Below are 23,598 nucleotides of genomic sequence, written 5' to 3'. Positions count from 1 at the left end.
CGGCGGAAGACGCCGGATGATCGTCCCTGAGGTGCCCGGCGCCGTTGCCGACCCTGACGGGATCGTCCCGGAGCCGATCATAGGAGGCGGTCAGCGGGCGGTGGACATCGCCTTCCGCAAGACGGAAGAGAGGGATCAGGGGCAGATGCTGTCCAAGGAGGTGGCCTCGTCGCCGACCTGACGACCCGGAGTGGTGGGGGAGGGGTCGGCCTGACCGGTGTAACGCTGCCATTCGGTGCCCTGCGCGGACGGGGAGGGCTGAACCCCCGGGGAGGGGGACGGCTCGACCGCGTTGGCGCGGTCCTCCTCGGCGTCGCCGGAGGTCTGGGCCTCCTCCTGCTCGCGTACCGCGCCGTCGACCAGGCCGCGGATCTCCTCCCAGTCGGGGTAGGCCGTGTCGACCTGCGGCGGGGAGAGCTGCAGCGTCTCCATGGCCCCCTCGGTGACGGTCTCGGCGAGGTCGAGGAAGTGGGGCACCTTCGACTGCGGGATGTCGGTACGCAACGTCCGCTTGGTCGCCCCGGCCAGTTCCTGGAAACTCGCCAGGATCGTCGTGGGGTCGGCCTGCTCGGCGACGTATTTGACCAGGCACCCCTGGCGGCCCATGCGGGTGTAGTCGTCGCTGTTGACCCGGCTGCGGCCGTACCACAGCGCCTCGTAGCCGTCGAGGTGCTGGTGGCCGGGTTCCAGTACGTCGCCCTCCAGTCCGTAGGGGATGGGCTCGTCGATGTAGACGTCGACGCCGCCGATGGCGTCGATGAGGTCCTGGAAGCCGCGCATGTCCACCAGCGCGTAGTAGTCCATGTCCAGGCCGATGGCGTAACCGATGGTGCGCTTGAGGGTGTCGGCCGCGGGGTCCGGGGCGGAGGGGTTGACGGCGAGCGCGGCGGGATCGTCGGCGACGGTCTGGTAGACCTCGTTGAGCAGGTTGTCGAAGCCGTCGGGAGCGGGGTAGAGCTCGGCGAGCGCGCTGCCCTCGGGGAAGGGGACGTTCTCCAGGTTGCGGGGCAGGCCGATCAGCACCATGTCGCCGTGTTCGACGTCGATGCTGGCGACCATCATCGAGTCGGTGCGCATGCCGTAGCGGTTGTCGCCCGAGTCGCCTCCCAGGAGCAGGACGTTGATCCGGTCGCGACCGGCCCACGGGTCGTTCTCGTCGTGCGGTTCGTCCGGGTGCTCGGCGCCGAACACCGAGCTCAGCGTGTCGTAGGCGGTGTAGGAGGTCCGCATGATCGCGGCGGCGGGGAGGGCGACCACGGCGCACAGGGCGACCACCACGATTCCCGCGAGCATCCGCCCGCCGACTCCACGCCGGGAGGGACGGGTGATGACGTAGGAGTGGACGATGACGGTCATCCACAGCACCGCGATGGCGAACGCGATCGCCGCGGCGGTGAACAGCCACCGACCCTGGACCGCGATGCGGGCGCTGCGGGCGAGATCGCCGCTGAGGAGCAGGACGCCCACGACGGCCGCGCCGACGAGCAGAAGGTAGCCGCTGAGGATCACCGCACCCGCTACGCGATGTCCGTTACGGAGGTGGGCGATGCCCGGAACCAGGGTGGAACCCGCGGTCCACAACAAGGCCCGTCCCATCCCTCGGGGACGATCCTGGATCTCCTCGTCCCGTTGTTCGGCCATGGGGTTCCCTTCTGCTGCCCATCCCGAGGCGGAGCCCGGCACAGCCGGTGCGATATCAACGCTTAGCGGCCCGTCGCCGTTCCCTGGCGTGGGCGCGCCGTTGATCCGTATACCAGTGTGGCGCTTTGCCGGGGTTGTTCGAACACCTGGGGCATCGTACGACCGACTCGCCCTCTGTCTGATATGTCCCTTTGAGTGAGATGATGTCTTGTTCTCGGGCCTTCGCGAACCAAAGTCAGGCTTGTTTCTTTCGTGATCAGTAGTTAACCGCCGCCGCAACTGCCATGATCTGGCCGCAGGAGGGGGCGGCGTCCAGGGGGAGACGGGCGCCGTCATGGGAATGAAAGGCATTCATCGTGCTCGATGCGGTCGATGCCGCGCTCGTCAGGGCGCTGCAGGGGGACGGAAGAGCGACCTACCAGGCACTGGCGGATGGGGTGGGGCTTTCGCGCACAGCGGTGCGCGCTCGGATCCGCCATCTGATCGGTGCCGGAGCGATCCGGATCGTGGGGGTCCTCCACGCCGGGGTCATGGGGAGGGAAATTTTTGGACACATTTCATTGCGTGTTTCCGGTCCGGTTCGGCCGGTGATGGAGGGGCTGGCCCGCAGGGAGGCCGTGACGTTCGCGGCCCTGACCGCGGGGCGCTTCCCCGCCGTCGCCCACGTGCGGGTCGGCGATGACGCCGAGCTGGCCGCCGAGCTCGCCGCGGTGCGCGCGCTGCCGGGGGTCACCACGGCCGAGGTCTTCCGCGGCGGCCTGATCGTCAAGGACGCCTACTCCAGCGTGCGCGAGCTGCGCGATGTGACGATCGACCCCCTGGACTGGCGGCTCATCCGCCACCTGCAACACGACGGCCGGGCCTCCTACGCGGAGCTCGCCCGTCTGGTCGGACTGTCGCAGGCGGCGGCGCGCTCGCGGGTGGTCCGCCTCATCGAGGCCGGCGTGGTGCACGTGACCGCGCTGATCGAACCCTCGGCCCTGGGCGCCGACGAGCACTTCGGATTCGGCCTGTGCTGCCGTGGGGACGTCGACGCGCTCGCCGCACGGCTGGCCACCCTGCCAGGGGTCTCCTTCGCGGCCACCGGATTTGGACGTTACGACCTCGTCGGCACCGCCACCGCGGGGGACCGTCCCGCGTTGGTCGAGACCCTGGAGGCGATCCGCTCCATCCCCGAGGTGACCCAGACCGAGACGTGGGAGCATCTGGCGGTGGTCAAGGAACGCCACCGGGGAGACGGGGAGGGGAGGACCGATGGGTGAGGACGGATCCGCCGCGACGGCGGCACCGAAGCCCACGGGGACGCTGCGACTGGGACGCAGGACCTTTCCGCCGGGGGCCCACGCGGTGATGGCGGTGGTCAACCGGACGCCGGACTCCTTCTACGACCGAGGGGCGACGTTCGCCTTCGACGCGGCGCTGAAGGCCGTGGACGCGGCGGTGGAACAGGGCGCCGACATCATCGACGTGGGCGGGGTCAAGGCGGGGTACGGCGATCCGGTGCCACCGGAGGAGGAGATCCGGCGCACCGTCCCCTTCGTGACCGAGCTGCGTCGCCGCCACCCCGACGTCGTCATCTCGGTGGACACATGGCGGGCCGAGGTCGGCGAGCAGTGCGCGCGGGCCGGCGCCGACCTGATCAACGACACCTGGGCCGGCGCCGACCCCGATCTCGCCCGGGTGGCCGCCGAATTCGGCACCGGCCTGGTGTGCAGTCACAGCGGGGGCCTCGCGCCGCGTACCGACCCGCACCGCGTCGCCTACGCCGACGTGGTCGCCGACGTCGTCGCCACGGTCACCGGCCTGGCCGAACGCGCGGTGACGCTCGGCGTCCACCCGGACCGGATCCTCATCGACCCCACCCACGACTTCGGCAAGAACACCTACCACTCCCTCGAACTGACCCGAAGACTGGGCGAACTGGTCGCGACCGGCTGGCCGGTGCTGGTGGCGGTCTCCAACAAGGACTTCATCGGCGAGACCCTCGACGCGCCGGTCTCCGACCGCCTGTCCGGCACGCTCGCGGTGCTCGCGGTCTCGGCCTGGCAGGGCGCGCGGGTCTTCCGGGTGCACGACGCGGCGGCGGCGCGCGCGGCGCTGGACACCGTGGCGCGGCTGGGGCCGACGATGGCCGATCGCCCGCCCGCGCTGGAAGGCGCGGCCCGGGCCGACGGGGGAAGGTAGTCCCCGGCCGGGACGGGCGGGGACCCGGGGACGGCCCACGCCCGTTCCCGGGTCCCCGAAAATGTCACAGGGACGTGCCACAGTGTCGTGGAAGCCGATTCTGGGAGCCGTCATGCCGTTCCTTCTGCTCATCGGGACCCGCAAGGGGTTGTTCACCGCGACGAGCCACGACCGCCGTGTCTGGGAGGTGAGCGGCCCGCGATCGGTCGGCGCCGCAGCCCAAGGCGGCAGCGAGGCCGTCTACGCGATCGGTGTCGACCCGCACGACCACCGGATCCTGGTCGGGGCCGACAGCCCGCACTTCGGGCCGAGCGTGTGGTTCAGCGACGACCTCGGGGTCACCTGGCGGGAGCCGGGACGCGCGCCCATCTCCTTTCCCTCCGACTCCGGCGGCTCCCTCACCCGGGTGTGGCAGTTCGCCTTCGGCGACGAGCCGGGCACCGTCTACGCGGGGGTGGAGCCCACCGCCCTGTTCCGCTCCCACGACGGGGGCGAGTCCTTCGAACTGGTACGGGCGTTGTGGGACCATCCCCACCGGCCCGGATGGCTGCCCGGCGCCGGTGGGGCCGCGGTCCACACCGTGCTGCCCGGACGGGTGGACGCCGGGCGCGCGGAGCGGGGGCTCATCACCGTCGCCATGTCCACCGGCGGGGTCTACCAGTCCCGTGACGACGGTGTCACCTGGACGCCCGCGAGCCGTGGCATCCGCGCGGGCTTCCTCCCCCAGGAGTACCCCGAGCACGGGCAGTGCGTGCACAAGGTGACGGTCGCCGCCGACGGCGTGTTCTACGCCCAAAACCACCACGGGGTCTACCGCAGCGCCGACCCCGCCTCGGGCTGGACCTCCATCACCGCGGGGCTGCCCTCCGACTTCGGCTTCGCCATGGTCGCCCACCCGCACCGTCCCGGGACGGTGCTGAACTTCCCGGTGATCAGCGAGGCGTGCCACCTGCCGCCGGACCACCGCCTGCGTCCCTACCGCACCGACGACGGTGGCGACCTGTGGCGACCGGCCGCCGACGGACTGCCCACCGAGTCCTACTACGGCATCGTGCTGCGCGACGCCGCCTGTACCGACGGCGCGGAGACACCGGGGTTCTACTTCGGCACCCGTAGCGGTGACGTCTACGCCCGCGTCGGCGACGACACGCCCTGGCGGCCGGTCACGGCCCACCTTCCCGACGTGCTGTGCGTCCGCGCGGCCCACGTTCCCGACCGGGGGTAGACGCGCGGACAGCGGCGCGCCGCCGTTCCCGCGCGGGCGCCATGGGCCGCGCGCGGCCGTTGCCGGTCCCGCGCTCCACCGAAGAGGGCGGGGCGCCGTGCGGTCTTCCCGGCCGCTACGCCGGGGTATCGCGCGCGGGGGCCGGTCCCGGCGGCGGGGACGAGGCCGTCCTCAGCCGTCCTTGCCCAGGGACGCGGTCCTCTCGCGCCGGTACAGACGCGCGACCACGTCCTCGATCTCCGGTTCACGCAACATCAGGTCGGCGATCCGGTGCGTGGCGCTCACCGCCGCGATCACCTCGGCCGGGTTCGCGCTCAGCTCCAGCCACTGGCGTGGTCCCTCGACCCGGGTGGCGGTGGCCCCGGCCACCTCGATCGGGGGTGCCGGCGCGGTCAGGTCCACGATGAGGGTGCGCGGGGAGGGGGCGGTGGCGCGCAGGGCGGACAGGTCCCCGTCGAAGGCCAGCCGGCCGTGGTCGATCACCATCACGCGGCGGCACAGCCGCTCCACGTCCCCGAGGTCGTGCGTGGTGAGCAGGATCGTGGTCCCCTGCTCGGAGTTGAGGCGTAGCAGGAACTCCCGGATCGTGGACTTGCTGACGACGTCCAGCCCGATCGTCGGCTCGTCCAGCACCAGGAGCCGCGGGGCGTGCAGCAGTGCCGCGGTCAGGTCCCCGCGCATACGCTGCCCGAGACTGAGCTGGCGTACCGGGGTGGCGAGGAAGGGGCCCAGCTCCAGCAGCTCGGTCAGCTCGGCCAGCCGTCGCGCGTGGTCGGCGGCCGGCACCCGGTACAGGTGCCGGGTCAGCGCGAGACTGTCGCGCAGGGGCAGGTCCCACCACAGGGTCGTGCGCTGACCGAAGACCACGCCGATCCGGCCGGCGAGCCGGGTGCGTTGTCGCGACGGCTCCAACCCGGTCACCCGAAGGCGGCCCCGGCTCGGACGCAGGATGCCGGTCAGCATCTTCATCGTCGTGGACTTCCCGGCACCGTTGGGACCGAGGTAGCCGACGATCTCTCCGGAGGCGACCGAGAAGGTCACGTCGCGCACCGCTGTGACGGTGCGCCGGACGCGGCGCAGCGGCCGGCCGGAGGAGACGGTGAACTCCCGGCCGAGGTCCTGCGCCTCGATGATCGGGGACATGGCGGTGTTCTCCTTCGCGGTGGTCAGCTTCCGGTGGAGCGGTAGTGGCGCAGTCCGCTTCGCCACAGGAGCGCGGCGACCAGGGCCAGCGCCACGGCGACGCAGGGGGAGGCGTGGCGCAGCCCTTCGGGCAGCCCGAGCGGATCGGGCCGGTCCAGCAGGTAGAGGGCGGGCTGCCAACTGACGAACGCGAGGGGCACGATGTAGGTGGCCGTGCGCACGATGTCGGCGCCGTAGATGGCGAGCGGGTACTGCGTCATGGCCTGCCCGCCGTAGGTCACCGAGTTGGCGAGTTCGCGGGCGTCGGCGACGACGAACTGGATGCACGCCCCGATCGTCCACACCGAGGCGCAGATGACGAAACCGGAGCACAGGAGCACCGGGACCAACAGCACGCGCTCGGCGGTCCAGTCGATGTCGGCTTCCCCCAGGGCCCACACCAGCGCGGCCAGGTTCGGTACCAGCTTGCCGAGCCGGCGGGGCGAGAAACCGTCCGCCGCCAACTGCGCCAACGGTGAGACCGGCCGCACCAGCATCGTGTCGAACGAACCGAGGCGGATGTGCTCCCCGAGGCGCTCCACCGCTCCCATGAACAGGTCCGCCAGGCTGAAGGCGACGCCCGACAGGCCGTAGATCAGCAGCGTCTCGTGGAGGCCGAAACCGGCCAACTGGCCGGCATGGGAGAACACGAAGAACAGCGCCGCGAGTTCACTGAGCGAGATGAGCGCCTGCGCCAGGGACAGGGTCAGCAGCGATGCCGGGTACTGCGCCATGGCGCGGGTCCAGACCCAGACCAGGCGCGGGTAGACGAGCAGGGCGGAAAAGCCCCGCAGGGAACGGGACGGCGCCGTGTGGATCTCAGCCACCCTGGACCACCACCCTGCGGGTGGCGCGGGCGGTCAACGCCGCGCACAGCCACAACAGCGCCGCCGCCCAGGCCGCCTGGAGGGCCAGCCCGCCTAGCGGGCCGCCGAGCACCCCCTCCTTGCCGAGGAAGACGTCGGCGGGGACCTGGACCATCGACGCCCACGGCAGCAGGCGCAGCGACGATCCCAGGAGGTCGGGAAAGAACGCCAGCGGGAGGAGGAGACCGGAGCAGAAGCTGCCGAGCAGCGCGGCGGCGGTGTTCACGCCGCGGGTGTCCAGCAGCCAGAATCCGGCCAGGGCGTACAGGTAGCGCAGGGCGAAGCCGACCAGCATGGCCAGCGCCACCGAGACGGCCGCCATCCCCCAGTGGGCCGGCCCCTGTGGCAGGCGCAGCGTGAAGACCAGGGCGCCGACGGCGAAGGTGGGCAGACTGCGAAAGAGCAGGGAGAACGCCGAGCGTCCGAGGTCGTGTGCCAGCCACCACGGAGCGAGGTGGGCGGGACGCAACAGGTCGACGGCGACCTCGCCGCTGCGGACGCGCTCGCCGAGCCCCAGGGGAGGGCCGAACGCCGCGACGGGCGCCAGGAGCGCCTGGGCGAGGAAGACCTGGGTCACCGCGTCGGTGGCGTCATAGCCGTTGACCTCTGGACGCGCGGCGAACACCGCCAGCAGGATCGTGGCGTTGATCAGACCGAACACGCTGTTGGTGACCAGGCCGGCGAACGTCGCCGCGCGATAGGTCGAATAGCGGCGCAGCCCGCAGGCGAACACCGCGAGATGGAGTCGCACCGTGCCGTGGCTCCTTTACCGGATGTGACAGTGAAAGAGGCACGGCCCTGCGCGGTGCAGGTCCGGGACGCCGGAGAGGAGAAGCTACCACGGTCACCGGTCTGCCGTGGCTGGAACGCCGAAAACGTGCCGCGCGCCCGAAGGGGGAATGGAAGGGGGAAGGCGGGAATTTCCGGTTACCGCCAGACGCGGGTGGCTTCATGGCGGCAGACTTTGCGCGGAAGGGCGCCCGGCAGCGATAAGGGGGACCCGCCGCAGGGGCGCGGTCCGCGCCGTGCGACCTGTTTCGGTGGAGGACGCATGAGTCAGACCGCGAAGCACCCGGCCCCCTCACCACGTGAGCGGGGCCAGGCCGCGGGCCGGCGCCCGAGGCTGTCCTCACGGGGGATGGCGACCCGGCGCCGGCTGCTCACCGCGGCCCGGCAGGAGATCCTCTCGGGGGACGGAACGCTGGAGGTGGCCGATGTCGCCGGACGTTCCCAGGTCTCGGCCGGACTGCTCTACCGCTACTTCGGCAGTAAGGACGGCCTCATCAGCGCGGTCGTCGACGAGTTCTACGACGCCTACGACGCGGCGGTGTTCACGACGCGGATAGGGGCGGGCGGCTGGCTGGCATCGGAGTACGAGCGGATCCGCAGGGAGATCGACTTCCTCTGCGACGACCCGCTGGGCCGTGTCATCGTGGGGCGCAGGTTGCGCGAGCCCGCGGCGGCGCAGACCGACGCCGAGCGGTTGGCCCGCCAGGTCGGTATCGCGGCGCGCGGCATCGAACGGGGACAGCGCAGCGGCGAGCTCGACGCCTCGGTCGATCCCAGGTACGCGGCGGCGGCGATCCTGGGAGCCTTCCGCGAGCTCATGGCGGAGGCGCTCAGCGGAGAGGGAGAGCCTTCACGCGAGGAGCTGCTGGACGTCATGTGGCGTACCGGGACGAGCCTGCTGCTGCCGGTGAAGGGGTGAGGCGGGAGGAGTCGGGGTCACTCCTTGGCCTGGGTGAGCAGGTCGTCGATGTAACAGGCCGCCTCGCGTAGCGCCCGGTCGGGGTCCCCGTCCCGGATGGCCCTGCTCAGGTTCGCGTGGTTCATCCCTTCCTCCTGGTCGGGTTCGCCGTAGGCGGTGTGGGCGATGCTGTCGTAGACGACCTGGGCGATGTCGTCGTAGAGCTCGATGAGCAGGGAATTGTGGGTGGCCTTGACAACTGCGCGGTGGAAGCTGAAGTCCGCCTCGACGAAGGCCGCCATGTCGCGTTGGGCCCAGGCGGTGTCGCGTTGGGCCAGGGCGGCCTCGATCTCGGCGATGTCGTCCTCGGTGTGGCGCAGGGCGGCCAGCCGCGCGGCCTCCAGCTCCAGGGCGCGACGCACCTCGAGGTTCTCCAGGAGCCGGGAGCGTTCCAGTCGGCGTCGCAGCGCTCCGCCCAACTCGCTTGAGGCGCGGACGAAGGTGCCGGCGCCCTGGCGGATCTCCAGGAGGCCGGCGTGCGCGAGGGCGCGCACGGCTTCGCGGACGGTGTTGCGCCCCACCTCAAGCTGTTCGGACAGCTCGGTCTCGGTGGGGATGCGATCGCCGACGGTCCACTCGCCGGAGTCGATCTGGGTACGCAGTTGGCTGATGACCTGGTCGACGAGGCCGGTTCGACGGGTTGAGGCGAGAGGCATACGCCTACCTCCTACGGGTGGGGGCCACTCCCGTGGGCCGTGCGATGCGGAGTTGGTTAAAGCCGGAGCTTAGACCAACCAGCCGACGACATGACCCCGCATGCCCAATGCGTTACCCTAATACACTACATCCTGTCATCCTATGATTGTGGGCGGAAGTGACGAGCGTGTCAGCGCCGATCGCGGGCGGATCGGAAAGAACCGGGGCGACGGCCGGCCGTAGGCCGCGACATGTCACGTGGCTGCTGGTCGCGGGCGTGGGCCTGGCGGCGATCAACCTGCGCACCGCGATCACCAGCGTCGGACCGGTGCTCGACGAGATCAGCGCGGATCTCGCCATGACACCGACGGTGGCCGGCGTGCTCACGACCCTGCCGGTGCTGTGCTTCGCCCTGTTCGGCGCGCTGACCCCCGCGCTGATCCGCCGGCTGGGGGAGCACCAGGTGCTTCTCGGGGCGCTGCTGGCCCTGGCCGTCGGGTTGGGCGTGCGGGCGCTCGCCGACGACCAGTGGCTCTTCCTGGCCTTCAGCGTGCTGGCGCTGTCGGGTGGGGCGGCCGGCAACGTGCTGATCCCGACGCTGGTCAAACAGCACTTCCCCCACCGGGTCGGCGCGATGACCACCCTCTACACCACCGCGCTGGCCCTGGGCAGCACGATGGCCGCGGCCGGTACCGTTCCCATGACCGAGGCCACCGGGGGCAACTGGCATGTGGCGGTCGGTTCCTACGCGTTGTTCGGACTGGTCGCCGCGCTCCCCTGGGCGCTGCTGCTGCGGCACGGCCCCACCTCCGCCGAGCGGGGTGAGACGCTCGGGCTGACACGGGTGCTGCGTACCGCGATGGGCTGGCAGAGCGTCGTCTTCTTCGGAACCCAGTCCATGGTCGCCTACATCATGTTCGGCTGGTTCGCCTTGATGCTGCGCGACCACGGGATGAGCGCTGCGGGGGCGGGGCTGGCCCTGTCCTATCTGACGGCGCTGTCCGTTCCGGTCTCGCTGGTGCTGCCCGGCCTGATGGCGCGGACCCGCGACCACCGCTGGTTCGTGGTCCTGTTCTTCCTGAGCTACCTGGCCGGCTTCACCGGGCTGCTGGTGGCCCCGGTCTCGGGGGTGTGGGCCTGGACGACGCTCATCGGCATCGGCATGAGCACCTTCCCGCTGGCCCTCACCTTCTTCGCCGTGCGCACCCGGACCGCTCCCGGCACGGCCGCGATGTCGGCCTCCAGCCAGAGCATCGGCTACCTCATGGCCGGGGTCGGCCCCTTCCTCTTCGGGCTGTTGCACGAACTGACGGGGGCCTGGCACGCGCCGATGGCCATGCTGATCGTCGTCGCGGCGGTCAACCTGGGCGTGGGCCTGTTCCTGGGCCGGCCCGGTCATCTGGAGGACGTGCTGCCCGCCCCGAAGGCCCCCTGAGCCGTTCGGGGCCGGGTCAGCCGCCCGGCAGCCACGACACGTTGCCGATGAGATACACCGAACCGATGAACGCGACGATGTCGATGAGCGAGTGGGCCACCACCAACGGCATCACCCGGCCCCAGCGGCGGAACACCCAACAGAACACCAGTCCCATCACCAGGTTGCCCAGGAACATCCCCAGTCCCTGGTAGAGGTGGTAGAAGGCGCGGAGCACCGATCCGGCCAGCGCGGCGCGCAGGGGCGACCAGCCCAGCTGGCCCAGCCGCAACATCAGGTAGCCGACCACGATCACCTCCTCCAGCACGCCGTTCTTCACGGCCTGGAGAACGAGGACGGGCGTCTGCCACCAGTGCCCGTTGAGCGCGCTCGGCTCGACCGTGACCGTCAGGCCGAGCCGCCATGACACCAGGTAGACGGCGAGCCCGCCCAGCCCGATCAGCGCGGCCAGGCCGGCGCCGGCCGCCAGGTCGAAACCGGGCCGGCGCAGGTCGAAGCCGATCGTCCGGGCCGATTCGCGGGTGCGGTGCAACAGGTAGACGACCAGCGCCACCGGGGCCATCGAGAACGCCAGCGAGTAGAGCTGCCGGGACAGATCGAGCCACGGCCGGTCGGCCGCGGCCTGGGATCCCACCAGGCTGGCCGTCTGCTGGGACAGCGCCGCGGGCGCGGTGAGCGAGCCGACGAAGGAGATCGTGGCGGAGACCGCCGCCGCGCCGAGCGACAACGCGAGCACGCACGCGATCTCCCCGGCCAGCAGGCGCGGGCTGAGCGGAGCGGTGCCGGGCAACGGGACGGACGGGGCCGCAGAGCCCCTGGCCTCGTCGGGAGCAGGGATGCCGGCCGCGTCCACCGGCCCGGATTTCTGTTCGGCCATGCAGGCGATTGTTCCATCCCCGGGCCGCCGAACGGCCGAGGCCGGCGCGCGCCGGGGCGACGGCGCGCGCCGGCCCCGGGTCAATCGTCGCCTTGGCCGTCGTCCTGGTCGTTGTCCTGACCGTCGTCCTGGCCCTGGTCGCCGTCCTGGTCGCCGTCCTGGCCCTGGCCGTCGTCTTGACCGTCCTCCTGGACGATCTCGTCGTTGTCGTCGTCGGTGTCGTTGCAGGCGGTCAGCGGTCCGAAGGTGAGCAGTGCGATCAGGCCGGCCCCGGCGAGGCGGCGGAGAAGGGGGGAACCGTCATGGAGCGACACGGTGCTACTCCCGTGGTCGGTGTCAAGGTGGTGCTCCGGCACCCGTGGGCGGCCGGGCACCCCCTCCCTACCCCGAAAGTCCCCGACACACCAAAGAGGCCGCCGGCCCCACGGGTGACACGGTGACCGCGGAGCCGGCGGCGCAGGGGCGACGTCCCGCCGCGCCCCAGCCACGAAAGCGGGGCGGGCCGTCGCCCGGGGATGAGGAACCAGGGTCAGTGAGCCGCTGAGAACTGGTCCTCTTCGGTGGATCCGGTGAGCGCGGTGGTGGAGGCGTCCGGCGTGATCGCGGTGCTGATCTGGTCGAAGTAACCGGTGCCGACCTCGCGCTGGTGACGGGTCGCGGTGTAGCCGTCGGTCTCGGCGGCGAACTCCGCCTCCTGGAGCCGGACGTAGGCGCTCATGCCCGTCTGCGCGTAACCCTTGGCGAGCTCGAACATCGAGTAGTTCAGGGAGTGGAATCCGGCCAGCGTGATGAACTGGAACTTGTATCCCATGTGGCCCAGTTCGCGCTGGAACTTCGCGATGGTGGCGTCGTCGAGGTGGCGCTTCCAGTTGAACGAGGGCGAGCAGTTGTAGGCGAGCATCTGGTCGGGGTACTCGGCCTTGATCCGCTCGGCGAACTGGCGGGCGACCTCCAGGTCCGGAGTCGAGGTCTCCATCCACAGCAGGTCGGAGTAGGGCGCATAGGCCAGGCCGCGGGCCACGCAGGCGTCCAGGCCGTTGCGGACCCGGTAGAAGCCCTCACCGGTGCGCTCGCCGGTGACGAAGGGCTGGTCGCGCTCGTCGATGTCACTGGTGATCAGGGTCGCGGCCTGGGCGTCGGTGCGCGCGATGACGAGCGTGGGGACTCCGGCGACGTCGGCGGCCAGCCGGGCGGCGTTGAGGGTCTTGATGTGCTGGCCGGTGGGGATGAGGACCTTGCCCCCCAGGTGGCCGCACTTCTTCTCGGAGGCGAGCTGGTCCTCCCAGTGCACGCCCGCGGCGCCGGCCGCGATCATGGCCTTCATCAACTCGTAGGCGTTGAGGACGCCGCCGAAGCCGGCCTCGGCGTCGGCGACGATCGGCGCCAGCCAGTGCGGCGCGTCCTCGTCCCCCTCCGACCAGGTGATCTGGTCGGCTCGCAGCAGCGCGTTGTTGATGCGGCGCACGACCTGGGGAACGGAGTTGGCCGGGTACAGGCTCTGGTCGGGGTAGGTCTGGCCGGCCTGGTTGGCGTCGGCGGCGACCTGCCAGCCGGACAGGTAGATCGCCTTGAGGCCGGCGCGGACCTGCTGGACGGCCTGGTTCCCGGTGAGGGCGCCGAGGGAGTTGACGTAGTCCTCGCTGTGCAGCAGCTGCCACAGCCGTTCCGCTCCGAGGCGGGCCAGCGTGTGCTCCTCGGTGACCGAGCCGCGCAGCCGGATCACGTCCTCGGCGGAATAGGTGCGCTCGATGCCCGCCCAACGGGGGTCGGTCTCCCACGCGCGCTGAAGTGCCGCGCTGGCCTCCTGCTGACGGCCGGTGATGCTCATGTGTGATCCCGCCTTCGTTCGTCCCCTGGAAGATGCTCCGGCTGGAGAGCCCCCACCGGCCCGAGGTCGGGTGGGCTCGGTGGTTTGTTCCCCGCCGGTAACTATGATTGTTCGCAAAGATCCAGAGTTTTTCGAGAAGAATTCCGGCGAAGATGTGCGTTTCTTTCTCTAAGATGAAGCCATGGCGTACTTTGGGACCGAAGAAATAACGACTTTGCCCGGGGATCTCGACCTCGTGACCTTCGGGCAGCGGCTGCGTCACCTGCGCCGTACCCGCGGAATGACCCTGGCCGACCTGGGCGAACGCGTCGGGCGGGCCCCCTCCCAGCTCTCCCTGTTGGAGAACGGCAAGCGCGAACCCAAGCTCTCCCTGCTCACCGCGTTGGCCAAGTCCCTCGGCGTCTCGGTGGAGGACCTGCTCTCCCGGCAGCCGCCCAGCCGGCGCGCCCAGCTGGAGATCGCCGTGGAGGAGGCGCAGCGCGACCCCGTCTACCGGTCCCTGGCCCTGCCGCACCTCAAGATCGGCAAGCGGGTCCCCAACGACGTCCTCGAACACATCGTCGGGCTCTACGAGGAGCTCAAGCGGCGTAGCGCCAAACCCACCGCCACCCCTGAGGAGGCACGCCGCGCCAACGCCGACCTGCGCCGGCAGATGCGCGAGCGGGGGAACTACTTCGAGGCGATCGAGAAGGCCGCGCAGGAGACCCTGGACGCGATCGGATACCGCGGCGGCGCCCTGTCGCAGGGACAGATCCTGGCGATCGTCACCCACCACGGGTTCACCCTGCGCTACGTCCAGGACCTGCCGCGCTCGGTCCGTTCGGTCACCGACACCCGTAACCGCCGGCTCTACCTCAAGCGCGAGTCCCTGGGCATGCACAGCCCGCGCACGATCCTGCTGCAGACCCTCGGCCACTTCGTCCTGGGCCACGCCCAGCCCCGCGACTTCGCGGACTTCCTGCGCCAGCGGGTCGAGGCCAACTACTTCGCCGCCGCGGTCCTCATCCCGGAGTCCACGGCCGTGCCCTACCTCCAGGAGGCCAAGGCCGCGCGGGACCTGTCGGTCGAGGATCTGCGCGACGTCTACTCGGTCTCCTACGAGATGGCCGCCCACCGCTTCACCAACCTGGCGACCCGCCACCTCGACCTGGTCTGCCACTTCATCCGCAACGACGAGACCGGCATCATCTACAAGGCCTACGAGAACGACGGGCTGATCTTCCCCACCGACGACACCGGGGCGATCGAGGGGCAGCGGATGTGCCGCTACTGGTCGGGGCGTCAGGTCTTCGCCTCCCCGGACCGCTACTCGATCTACCACCAGTACACCGACAAGCCCAACGGGACCCACTGGTGCGTCGCCCACGTCGATCCCAGCCGCGAGCGCAACTTCGCCATCACCCTGGGGGTGCCCTACAAGGAGTCGCGCTGGTTCCGGGGGCGCGAGACCACGCACCGCACGAAGTCGGAGTGCCCCACCGGCGAGTGCTGCGTGCGTCCGCCGGCGGATCTGGCCGCCCGATGGGAGGGCAACGTCTGGCCGTCGGCGCGCGCCCACTCCCACGTGCTCGCCGCGCTTCCTCCCGGCACCTTCCCCGGGGTCGACGAGACCGACGTGTACACCTTCCTGGAGCGGCACGCCGTCGAGTGAACGCGGCCTCTGTCCGGGGCGGCGGGCGGTCCGTCGCCCCGGTGGGGCGGGGGTGCTGTGTTACCGTTGGTAACACATAGGTGGCCGCTCCGGCCGCCCTGTTTCGATGACCGCCACCCCACGCCCTCCCAAGGGCGTCAATCATCGAAGGACGTGCCCCCATGACGGACAGTGCCGAGACCGGCCCCGGATTCAGCCTCGACCTGGGCGAGGACCTGCGTGAGATCCGGGACTGGACCCACGCCTTCGCCCGCGACGTCATCCGCCCGGCGGCCGCCGAGTGGGACGAACGCGAGGAGACCCCCTGGCCGATCCTCCAGGAGGCCGCCAAGATCGGCCTGTACTCCCTGGACATGTGGGCCCAACAGTGGCTGGAGCCCAGCGGCGTGGGGGTTCCGGTGATCATCGAGGAGCTCTACTGGGGCGACCCCGGCATCGGGCTGGCCCTCACCGGCACACTGCTCGCCGCGGTCTCGGTCGCCAGCAACGGCACCCAGGAGCAGCTGTTCGAGTGGGTGCCGCAGATGTTCGGCACCCCCGACGACGTCAAGCTCGGCGCCTTCTGCTCCTCCGAGCCCGACGCCGGCAGCGACGTCGCGGCGATCCGCACCCGCGCCGTCTACGACGAGGCGACCGACGAGTGGGTCCTCAACGGCACCAAGACCTGGGCCACCAACGGCGGCATCGCCGACGTCCACGTCGTGGTGGCCAGCGTCGACCCCGAGCTCGGCTCGCGCGGTCAGGCCAGCTTCGTGATCCCGCCCGGCACGCCGGGGCTGTCCCAGGGGCAGAAGTTCAGCAAGCACGGCATCCGCGCCTCTCACACCGCCGAGGTCGTCCTCGACGGCGTCCGCGTCCCCGGCCGCTGCCTCCTCGGCGGCAAGGAGCGCCTTGACGAGCGTCTCGCCCGGGCCCGTGAGGGGCGGCGCTCGGGGGGCCAGGCGGCCATGCGGACCTTCGAGAAGTCACGGCCCAGCGTCGGCGCGATGGCGGTGGGGTGCGCCCGGGCCGCCTTCGAGTACGCCCGCGACTACGCCGGGCAACGGCACCAGTTCGGCCGGCCGATCGGTGAGAACCAGGCGGTCGCGTTCACCCTCGCCGACATGGCCACCCGCATCGACGCCGCCCGCCTGCTGGTGTGGCGTGCCGCCTGGATGGCCCGCAACGACAAGGAGTTCGCCCAGGCCGAAGGGTCGATGAGCAAGCTCTTCGCCAGTGAGACCGCCACCTGGGTCACCCAGCAGGCCGTCCGGCTCCTCGGCGGCAACGGCTACACCCGTGAGTACCCGGTGGAGCGCTGGCACCGCGACGCGACCATCTTCACCATCTTCGAGGGGGCCTCGGAGATCCAGCGGCTCATCATCGGCCGCGCGGTGACCGGCCTGCCGGTGCGTTGACGCCCGTGTCGGCGGCGTTGTCCCGGTAGACGTGTTCCGGGACCCGAACGGGGGCGAGCAGGTGGGGACGGCCGGTTCCCACAGGCTCGCCCCCGTGGTCCTGTACGGGTGTCGCCGCTGCGGCGGCAGCGACGGAACCACGGATCATCCGAGGGGCCGGGAACGTGGTGCGCGGGGCGGCGGTGCCACGGCGGTAGGACACCTGGTGCCGGAGGTGACGAGAGCCGGGCGGGGAGCGACGGCGGATTCGCGTGAGGGGAGCGCCACCGAAGCCCGACGAACCGCGCGACGCTTGGACCCTCTCGGGCCTGTGCCGTGAGGGGTGACGCGCGCTAGGCCCGTCTCTCCTTCACCGGTCGGCCGCCGTGGGCGTGGACTCGTGGTGGCACCGTTCCCCTTGCCCCGCGCCACGCCCGCCCCATGCCTGCTTCAAGGGCGTTTGCCCTGGCCGAAGCGATCCGCCGTGGGCCTCCCGTTCCCTCCAAGGATGCGTTGTCCGCGCATGGGCCGGCGGAGCCGTCGGGTAGCGGGCTCGGTGGCCCACGTGGGAGTGCGTCTCCTACCGGCGCCGCTTCGTCGTGGGCCGTGGCGGCCGGATCCGGCGGCCGTCACGCACGCCGATCCTCTGGGGGAGAGTATGAACCAGTACGGGCAGGACCGGGCCGGCGCCGCCGTCACGAGGGAGCGGGCCGTGCGGGCCGTGGTGCCGCAGCAGTACACGCCGGGCGCTCCGGGGGGAGGCATCCTCGATCCGGAGAGCGTCACCAAGGCGATCATCCTGTACGGGGTCAAGAAGGTCCCCTTCGCCGGCAACGAGATAGGGCTGATCGCGGGTCTCCTTCTCGACGAGCTCTTCCCCCAGAGACAGCCGAAGACCGACGTCTGGGAGGACATCAAGGGACGTGTCGAGGCCCTCCTCAAGGAGAAACTCAACCAGGGGATCTGGAACAGGTGCAAAGCCGATCTCCGCGGGGTCTTCAACACGTTCAACGACTACGAGAACGCGGCCAAGAAGATCACGTTCTTCTCCTCCGACAAGGAGAAGGCCGAGGTCCGGACCCGCTGGGGGCACGCGCACAGCGCCGTCATCTCCGCCTACCCCCGGTTCCAGGAGGACGAGGCGGAGGCGCTGCTGCTCCCGATGTTCGTCCAGGTGGCCGACCTGTACATCTCCCTGCTGCGTGACATGGCCATCCACGGGAGGTTCCTGGGCTGGGACGAGACCGTGGTCAACGAGCGTAAGGAGAGACTCGCGGAGATACTGACCTACAGCAATGCCTACAACAAGGACAGGTTCCCCTCCTACGTCCACCAGATCTACTACTCGGAGTACGCCAAACGGGCCAAGGAGGCGGTCGACGACAAGGGCCATGCCGACCACGACAAGCAGTGGCAGGTCGTCGAGTACGACCGCGAGACCGAGACCAACTGTGTCCAGGTCGCCCTGGAACTGTGGCCGTACATGAACCTCAAGAAGTACCCCAACGGGGCGAACGCCGCTTTTTGGCGCCAGGTCTTCATCGGGCCCTACGGAACCCCCGCCGATATCAACAAGCTGCCTCCCAAGAAGAGGAGCCCGCACTTCCTCAGCGAGGTGGCGATCTGGAGCCACGACCGGGTCGACGCCCTCCAGTGCAAGAACGGGGAGACCTGGGGCCCGAAGAACGGAACCGGCGGTGGCACCCGTCGCACCATCGTTCTCAACAGCGGCGAGGACATCCACGCCTGGAAGGTCCGTTGGGACCCCTTCCGGCCGAGGGGGCTGCCTCCGAACTGGAAGGAGTACGGCGTTTTCCAGCTCGGCCTGTCCAAGAAACAGAGCGACCACGACTTCGTGATGCACGGCACGGACAACCGTTACACCCGGGAGGCGGTTCATGAGGTGATCCCGGGCTACCGGGTGACCTCGCTGACCGTCACCGGCGCCAACCCCGCGGGGAAGGCCGCGGCGTGCCTGTACGTCGGGATGATCGCCCACAAGCTCAAGGACATCAAGAGGAACTCGACGTACACGATCGTCGGCGACCACGACCGCCGCAGGCTGGACCTGGCCTCCTACAGCGCCCGCGACGGCGTTCCGGCGATACTGGCCGATCCCGACCTCACCTCCAGCCAGCAGTGGCGTCTGGTCAGTGTGGGTGACATCGGTCCCGGCGTGTTCGCCGAAGGGGAGCGGTTCCGGATCGTCAACGCCTGCACCGGCGCGTGCCTGAGCCGCGACGCCGAGGGCCGGGTCTTCCAGTCCGGTGACAGCTCCTCCGCCGAGACGCTGTGGGAGCTGGAGCAGCACGGCCCGGCCACATGGCGGCTGCGCGCCTGCGACGGCGGTGTCCTGTCCGTCACCGGGCGGCGCCTGGAGGTGTCCGCGTCCGATGACGACGGCGAGGCGTGGTGGCTGTGGGAGGTCCCGCGGCGCGCCGCCTCCGCGTCGAGGGGCACCGGTGCGGAGACGTCGCTGGAGTGGGAGAGCACCGGGCACGACGGCGAGGGGTTCACCGCGCGCCTGACCCTGACCGCCCCGCGCGGAACCGCCACCGCAGACGCCTGGGAGCTGTCGTTCCACCTGCCACCCGAGGTCGACCGGGTGGAGCTCGCCGAAGCCGACGGCGTGCTCCTGGACACGGAGGCCGACGACAAGGGGGTGCGCGTCAGGCTCGCACCCAGCAGTGCGACACCCGCCCGCCTGGATCCGGGGGCCGAGGTGACGTGCACGCTCACCGGCCGTACCCGACCCGGAGCGCCCGAGCGGATCCGACCGATCGGGGTCCTGCTCGACGGCACCCGGGTGATCGACTGAGCGGACCACGACGGGAACGCGATTCCAGAGCTGTTTCGCCTCGGGGGAGAGCACGGCCCCGACCGGCGGGGAGGTCCCACCGAAGACTCGGCGAACGGTGGTGAGCGGGGCGGAAGAGCGAGGAGCGGGTCCCGCGCCCTCAGGCGCGGGACCCGCCCGTGTCCGGGGCGGCGCCGGTCGTCCCGGGCGGTGTCGGCGTGGAGCGACGATCCAGAACCGGCCCCGTACCCGTCGGCGGCGAGGCGGGAAGGTCCGGTGGGGTGCCGGAGGCGATGGGATCGTCCCTCAATTCCGGCCCGTCCCGCCGCGCGCGGCGAAGCGATGGCGTCTCCTCCAGCGAAGGCCGGGGAGCCGCCCCGGTGTCGGTGCGGCCGGGCCGGTCCCGCCGGAGTCAGAGCGAGGCCGTGAGGAGCGCGCAGGGCGGTATCCGGTGTTCGGCCGTCCAGGTGTGACCGGCGATCAGGTCCGGGTCGGCCACGCCGTGGGCGTCGTCCGGGGTGGGCAGCTCGCGTTGGATCTCGCCGAAGCCGGCCTCGGCCAGCAGCTCCTCATAGACCTCCAGGGGCCAGAAGGTGTCGACGATGTCCAGCCAGGAACCGTCGGTCTGGCGGAGCCGGACGGGCAGGGGGTCCCCGGGGGAGTAGCGCTCGCCCTTCCTGCCGATCATGAAGGTCGAGAACGGGGTCCCGATGCACGCGGGATTGGGGTTGAGGACGGCGAAGCGGCCCTCGGGACGGAGCAGGCGGTGGACCTCTCGGAAGAGCCGCAGGATCCGGGCCTTCTCGGGAACGCACACCAGGACGAAGTTGCACATGGCGCGGTCCACCGACGCGTCGGCCAGGCCGGGGATCTGGTCGTCGGTCACGAGGTGGTGCTCCACCAGGGGGCCGGTCCTCCTCCGGGCGAGAGACAGCATGGCGGGTGAGACGTCGGCCGCCACCACGTGGACACCGAAACGGCGCGCCACGTGGTCGGCGACGACGCCGGGGCCGCAGCCGAGGTCCAGCAGGCGTCCTCCCCGGAGCCGTTCCAGTCCCAGGGCCCGGAAGACGAAGGGGTATCCCAGTACCCACTCCACCGAGGGGGTGAGTCTTTCGTATCCGCCGGCCACCTGTTCGCCCGACCAGTCCGTCACCGGGGGCAGGGGGTCGGGTCTACCCGTCTTCTCCACGCCGATTCCTCCTTGCTCCGGCGGGAACCGCCGGGTCTCGTCGCGGTGGGATCCGGGCGGCCGTCGTGCCCCCGGCCCGCCCATGCCCGGCCCCGTTCCGCCAACCGGCGCGACGCCAGGCGCTCAGGGTAGTGGCATCATTGCATAGGGTGGTGGTGTTGTGGGGCGGGATTCCGAAGCGGCCGTGCCCTTCCTCCCGGCTTCTGGCGGCCGGGGGGCGCGTCCTAGCCTGTCCGCATGAGTGATTCGGGCATTCCCGCCAGAGAGCGGGAACTCACCGTGGCCGGCCGCTTCAACGGTCCGCCGGCTTCGGCCAACGGCGGTTACGTGGCCGGGCTGCTGGCCGAGCCGGAGATGGAGGAGACCGTCGAGGTGACGTTGCGCCTCCCGCCGCCGTTGGACACCCCCATGCGGGTGGTGGTCGGGGAAGGGGGCGTCCGGTCGCTGGTGCGCGGCGCCGAGACGGTGGCCGAGGCGGTGCGGGTCACCACACCGCTCGAACCGGCCGGTGGCGTTGTGCCGGTCGTGGCCCGCGAGGCGCGGGGAAGGTTCCGGGGCGCCCTCGCCCACCCCTTTCCGACCTGCTTCGCCTGTGGAACGGAGCGCGCGCCAGGGGATGGGTTGCGGGTGCACGCAGGTCCGGTGAGCGACGCCCCGGACGAGCGGGTCGTCGCCTGCGACTGGACACCGGACGCCTCACTCGCGCCCGGGGGCGCGGGGCCGGTTCCGATGGAGATGGTCTGGGCCGCGTTGGACTGCCCGGGAGGGTGGTCCAGCGACATCACCGGCCGTCCCATGGTCCTGGGGCGCATGACCGCGTGGGTGCGGCGACGTCCCATCATCGGGCGGCCATATGTGGTCACGGGCCGGCTGCTGGGCGAGGAGGGGCGCAAAGTGCTCACCGCCAGCGCGATCCACGACGAGGAGGGGCGGGAGGTGGCGCGCGCCAACGCGATCTGGATCCGGCTGCGGGAGGAGACCGTGGTGTGACCCGGGAGGCGCGGGGTAGTGAGGGGCGGCAGCCGCCGTTCCCGACCTTGTGCATCAAAAGCCGCATGTCAGGACATTCAGGGCTTCCTGTGAATACTTTGAGAATCTGATAACAGCGTGATATCACTTGGAGTAGTTCAGCCGTCGCCGACTGGATGAGGACAGCGCCATGACCGCCACCTCCCCCGTGCCTTCTACTGCCGCCCAGGCGGCGCACAGGACGGGGCGCGGCCCCGAGGCTCCGGCCCGGGTGGCGACTCCGGCAGCCACCGCCTGGCTCGACATCACTCGTGTCCTGGCGATGCTGGCCGTCATCGTCGTCCACGCTTTCGCGCCGATCGTCACCACCCGCTACACCGACTACGGCACCGCCACCTGGTGGGCCGCCAACGCGGCCGACTCCCTGGTCCGCTGGTGCGTCCCCGTCTTCATCATGATCAGCGGGGCCCTGCTGCTGAAACCGCGCGAGGAGGGGCTCCGTTCGTTCTACCGCCGCAGGTTCTCGCGCATCGGCATTCCGCTGGTGGTGTGGACGGGGATCTATCTGGTCCTGGAGCACACCCGCTGGGGCGGCATCACGCTGTCCGAGGCCATCGGCACGGTCCTGTCGGGCGACCCGGCCCTCCACCTGTACTTCCTGTTCGTGCTGGCCGGTCTCTACGTCCTCACGCCGTTCCTGCGCATCATCACCCGCTACGCCACCACGCGGATGCTGTGGTGGTTCGCGATCATGATGTCGGCGCTGGGCATGGTCGACCAGGCCGTCACGGTCTTCGACGGCGCCGGCGGACCCAACGCGGTCACGCGCTTTCTGCCCTATGTGGGCTACTACGTCATGGGCTACCTGCTGCGCGAAACCGATCTCACCCGTCGCCAGACGTGGGGGGTGCTGGGCGCGTTCGCGGGCTCGATCCTCGTCACCGGGCTGGGCGCGGGGCTCATCGGCCACGCCACGGGCGGCTGGACCGCCGAGGCCGACTACCTCTACACCTACCTCTCGCCCAGCGTCATGGTCATGTCGGTCACGGCGTTCCTGCTCCTGCGGGCCTTCGGGCGGAACTGCTCCTCGTTCACGGCGTCCCACCGCGACACCGAGCCGGCCCGGCGCCGTCTCAAGACGTTGTCGGATCTCAGCTTCGGGGTCTTCCTGGTGCACGTCGTGGTCCTCTACGAGCTGCGCGGCCTCACCGGTGTTCCCGACCACCCCATCGCCATGCTGGCCATGGCCTCCTTCCACATCCTCGCCGTCCTTACCGTCAGCCTGGCCGTCACCGCCCTGTTCAAGCGGATCCCGGTGCTGCGCGCTACCGTGTGACGGTGTGGCCTTCGACCCCGCACCGAGCACCAGCACCCCGCCCGCCGCGGGCCGCGTCTCGCGTGGGCGCAGCCCCGAACGCCGCCGAGCGATCCTGGACGCCGCCGACCGGGTCATCCAGCGTGATGGCCCCGGCGCTTCGATGGCGGCGATCGCGGCCGAGGCGGGCATCGGCAAACCCGTCCTCTATCGCCATTTCGGCGACAAGAGCGGGTTGTACCGGGCCCTGGCCCGGCGCCACGTCGATCCGCTGATGGAGCGGGTCCGTTCCGAGCTGCGCGAGCCGACCTGCCTGCGGGCGCGTACCCGTTCGACGGTGGCCGCCTACCTCGGCATGATCGGGGCGAACCTCAACCTGTACCGCTTCCTGATGCACCGCGCCACCGCCGAGGACCCGCCCACCCGCGGTGACCTCGGCATGATGGTGCGCAGGCTCGGCGAGGAGATCGCCGGGATGCTCGTGGCCGAGGGGTACATCCCCGATCCGGTGCGTGCCCAGATCGTGGCCCACGCCGTGGTCGGGATGGTGCAGGCGGCGGGGGAGTGGTGGCTGGAGCACCCCGACATGCCCGCCGGGACCGTGGTCGATGACCTGACCACGGCGGTCGTCGGAGCGATCTCCGGCTGAGAGGACTTGACCTGGAGCGCACTCCAGG

At 70.7% G+C, this 23,598-nt stretch carries 20 protein-coding genes; 11 read left to right on the top strand and 9 right to left on the bottom strand.

Going from position 1 to position 23,598, the window contains the following annotated elements; genetic code table 11:
* Positions 1-135: 135 nt before the first annotated feature.
* On the bottom strand, positions 136-1,641 hold the full coding sequence (locus ACYVHU_RS20940; RefSeq protein ID WP_078759740.1) for an LCP family protein: 1,506 nt from the start codon (positions 1,639-1,641) through the stop codon (positions 136-138).
* 356 nt (positions 1,642-1,997) lie between these two features.
* Between ACYVHU_RS20940 and ACYVHU_RS20935 the strand changes: the two genes are divergently transcribed.
* From ACYVHU_RS20935 to ACYVHU_RS20925, 3 genes are all read left to right on the top strand, one after another.
* Positions 1,998-2,903, top strand: a complete 906-nt coding sequence (locus ACYVHU_RS20935) for an Lrp/AsnC family transcriptional regulator (RefSeq protein ID WP_078759739.1) — start codon at positions 1,998-2,000, stop codon at positions 2,901-2,903.
* Positions 2,896-3,825, top strand: a complete 930-nt coding sequence (gene folP, locus ACYVHU_RS20930; RefSeq protein ID WP_200813475.1) for a dihydropteroate synthase — start codon at positions 2,896-2,898, stop codon at positions 3,823-3,825. Before ACYVHU_RS20935 ends, folP begins: the two co-directional genes overlap by 8 nt.
* Positions 3,826-3,937: 112 nt before the next feature.
* Positions 3,938-5,050: a WD40/YVTN/BNR-like repeat-containing protein gene (locus ACYVHU_RS20925; protein ID WP_498949311.1), complete on the top strand. Its 1,113-nt coding sequence runs from the start codon at positions 3,938-3,940 to the stop codon at positions 5,048-5,050.
* Between the two features lie 171 nt (positions 5,051-5,221).
* On the opposite strand, the gene ACYVHU_RS20920 is transcribed toward ACYVHU_RS20925, so the two are convergent.
* The 3 genes from ACYVHU_RS20920 to ACYVHU_RS20910 all read right to left on the bottom strand — a co-directional run bounded on the left by ACYVHU_RS20920 (position 5,222) and on the right by ACYVHU_RS20910 (position 7,849).
* Positions 5,222-6,193 (bottom strand): ABC transporter ATP-binding protein, encoded by a 972-nt coding sequence (locus tag ACYVHU_RS20920; RefSeq protein ID WP_200813474.1) that lies wholly within the window; start codon positions 6,191-6,193, stop codon positions 5,222-5,224.
* A 23-nt stretch (positions 6,194-6,216) separates the two neighbouring features.
* Positions 6,217-6,966, bottom strand: coding sequence for an ABC transporter permease (locus ACYVHU_RS20915; RefSeq protein WP_498949392.1), 750 nt, complete (start codon positions 6,964-6,966; stop codon positions 6,217-6,219).
* Positions 6,967-7,051: 85 nt separating this feature from the next.
* A complete protein-coding gene (locus ACYVHU_RS20910) occupies positions 7,052-7,849 on the bottom strand; it encodes an ABC transporter permease (RefSeq protein WP_078759737.1) in 798 nt (265 codons plus the stop codon).
* 300 nt (positions 7,850-8,149) lie between these two features.
* Between ACYVHU_RS20910 and ACYVHU_RS20905 the strand changes: the two genes are divergently transcribed.
* Complete coding sequence (locus ACYVHU_RS20905) at positions 8,150-8,806, top strand: TetR/AcrR family transcriptional regulator (protein WP_159457189.1); 657 nt, start codon at positions 8,150-8,152, stop codon at positions 8,804-8,806.
* A 17-nt stretch (positions 8,807-8,823) separates the two neighbouring features.
* Here the strand turns inward: ACYVHU_RS20905 and ACYVHU_RS20900 are convergent, their stop codons facing one another.
* Complete coding sequence (locus ACYVHU_RS20900) at positions 8,824-9,501, bottom strand: FadR/GntR family transcriptional regulator (protein WP_078759735.1); 678 nt, start codon at positions 9,499-9,501, stop codon at positions 8,824-8,826.
* A 158-nt stretch (positions 9,502-9,659) separates the two neighbouring features.
* On the opposite strand from ACYVHU_RS20900, the gene ACYVHU_RS20895 reads away from it, so the two are divergent.
* Positions 9,660-10,916 (top strand): CynX/NimT family MFS transporter, encoded by a 1,257-nt coding sequence (locus ACYVHU_RS20895; protein WP_078759734.1) that lies wholly within the window; start codon positions 9,660-9,662, stop codon positions 10,914-10,916.
* Positions 10,917-10,932: 16 nt separating this feature from the next.
* Here ACYVHU_RS20895 and ACYVHU_RS20890 read toward each other — a convergent pair whose 3' ends face one another.
* The 3 genes from ACYVHU_RS20890 to aceA form a co-directional block, all read right to left on the bottom strand.
* Positions 10,933-11,793: a CPBP family intramembrane glutamic endopeptidase gene (locus ACYVHU_RS20890; protein WP_432941345.1), complete on the bottom strand. Its 861-nt coding sequence runs from the start codon at positions 11,791-11,793 to the stop codon at positions 10,933-10,935.
* An 80-nt stretch (positions 11,794-11,873) separates the two neighbouring features.
* Positions 11,874-12,107, bottom strand: coding sequence for a hypothetical protein (locus ACYVHU_RS20885; protein ID WP_432941342.1), 234 nt, complete (start codon positions 12,105-12,107; stop codon positions 11,874-11,876).
* Positions 12,108-12,322: 215 nt separating this feature from the next.
* Positions 12,323-13,621: an isocitrate lyase gene (gene aceA / locus ACYVHU_RS20880; RefSeq protein ID WP_078759731.1), complete on the bottom strand. Its 1,299-nt coding sequence runs from the start codon at positions 13,619-13,621 to the stop codon at positions 12,323-12,325.
* Between the two features lie 214 nt (positions 13,622-13,835).
* Here aceA and ACYVHU_RS20875 point away from each other — a divergent pair, with 214 nt between their 5' ends.
* From ACYVHU_RS20875 to ACYVHU_RS20865, 3 genes are all read left to right on the top strand, one after another.
* On the top strand, positions 13,836-15,272 hold the full coding sequence (locus ACYVHU_RS20875; RefSeq protein ID WP_078759730.1) for a helix-turn-helix domain-containing protein: 1,437 nt from the start codon (positions 13,836-13,838) through the stop codon (positions 15,270-15,272).
* A gap of 161 nt (positions 15,273-15,433) precedes the next feature.
* Positions 15,434-16,669, top strand: a complete 1,236-nt coding sequence (locus ACYVHU_RS20870; protein WP_078759729.1) for an acyl-CoA dehydrogenase family protein — start codon at positions 15,434-15,436, stop codon at positions 16,667-16,669.
* A 637-nt stretch (positions 16,670-17,306) separates the two neighbouring features.
* The gene (locus tag ACYVHU_RS20865) at positions 17,307-19,466 is read left to right on the top strand and encodes an insecticidal delta-endotoxin domain-containing protein (protein WP_498949309.1); all 2,160 of its coding nucleotides are present in this window, start codon (positions 17,307-17,309) and stop codon (positions 19,464-19,466) included.
* Positions 19,467-19,857: 391 nt separating this feature from the next.
* On the opposite strand, the gene ACYVHU_RS20860 is transcribed toward ACYVHU_RS20865, so the two are convergent.
* On the bottom strand, positions 19,858-20,637 hold the full coding sequence (locus ACYVHU_RS20860) for a class I SAM-dependent methyltransferase (protein ID WP_159457187.1): 780 nt from the start codon (positions 20,635-20,637) through the stop codon (positions 19,858-19,860).
* Positions 20,638-20,874: 237 nt separating this feature from the next.
* Here ACYVHU_RS20860 and ACYVHU_RS20855 point away from each other — a divergent pair, with 237 nt between their 5' ends.
* The 3 genes from ACYVHU_RS20855 (at position 20,875) to ACYVHU_RS20845 (ending at position 23,570) form a co-directional block, all read left to right on the top strand.
* Positions 20,875-21,627, top strand: coding sequence for a hypothetical protein (locus ACYVHU_RS20855; RefSeq protein WP_078759726.1), 753 nt, complete (start codon positions 20,875-20,877; stop codon positions 21,625-21,627).
* Between the two features lie 169 nt (positions 21,628-21,796).
* Positions 21,797-22,942 (top strand): acyltransferase, encoded by a 1,146-nt coding sequence (locus ACYVHU_RS20850; protein ID WP_078759725.1) that lies wholly within the window; start codon positions 21,797-21,799, stop codon positions 22,940-22,942.
* A gap of 4 nt (positions 22,943-22,946) precedes the next feature.
* Positions 22,947-23,570 (top strand): TetR family transcriptional regulator, encoded by a 624-nt coding sequence (locus ACYVHU_RS20845; protein ID WP_078759724.1) that lies wholly within the window; start codon positions 22,947-22,949, stop codon positions 23,568-23,570.
* Positions 23,571-23,598: the final 28 nt, after the last annotated feature.

It is taken from the genome of Marinactinospora endophytica (assembly GCF_054780875.1).
The sequence above is the reverse complement of the archived record's forward strand: the minus strand, read 5'-3'. Positions and strand labels throughout refer to the sequence as shown.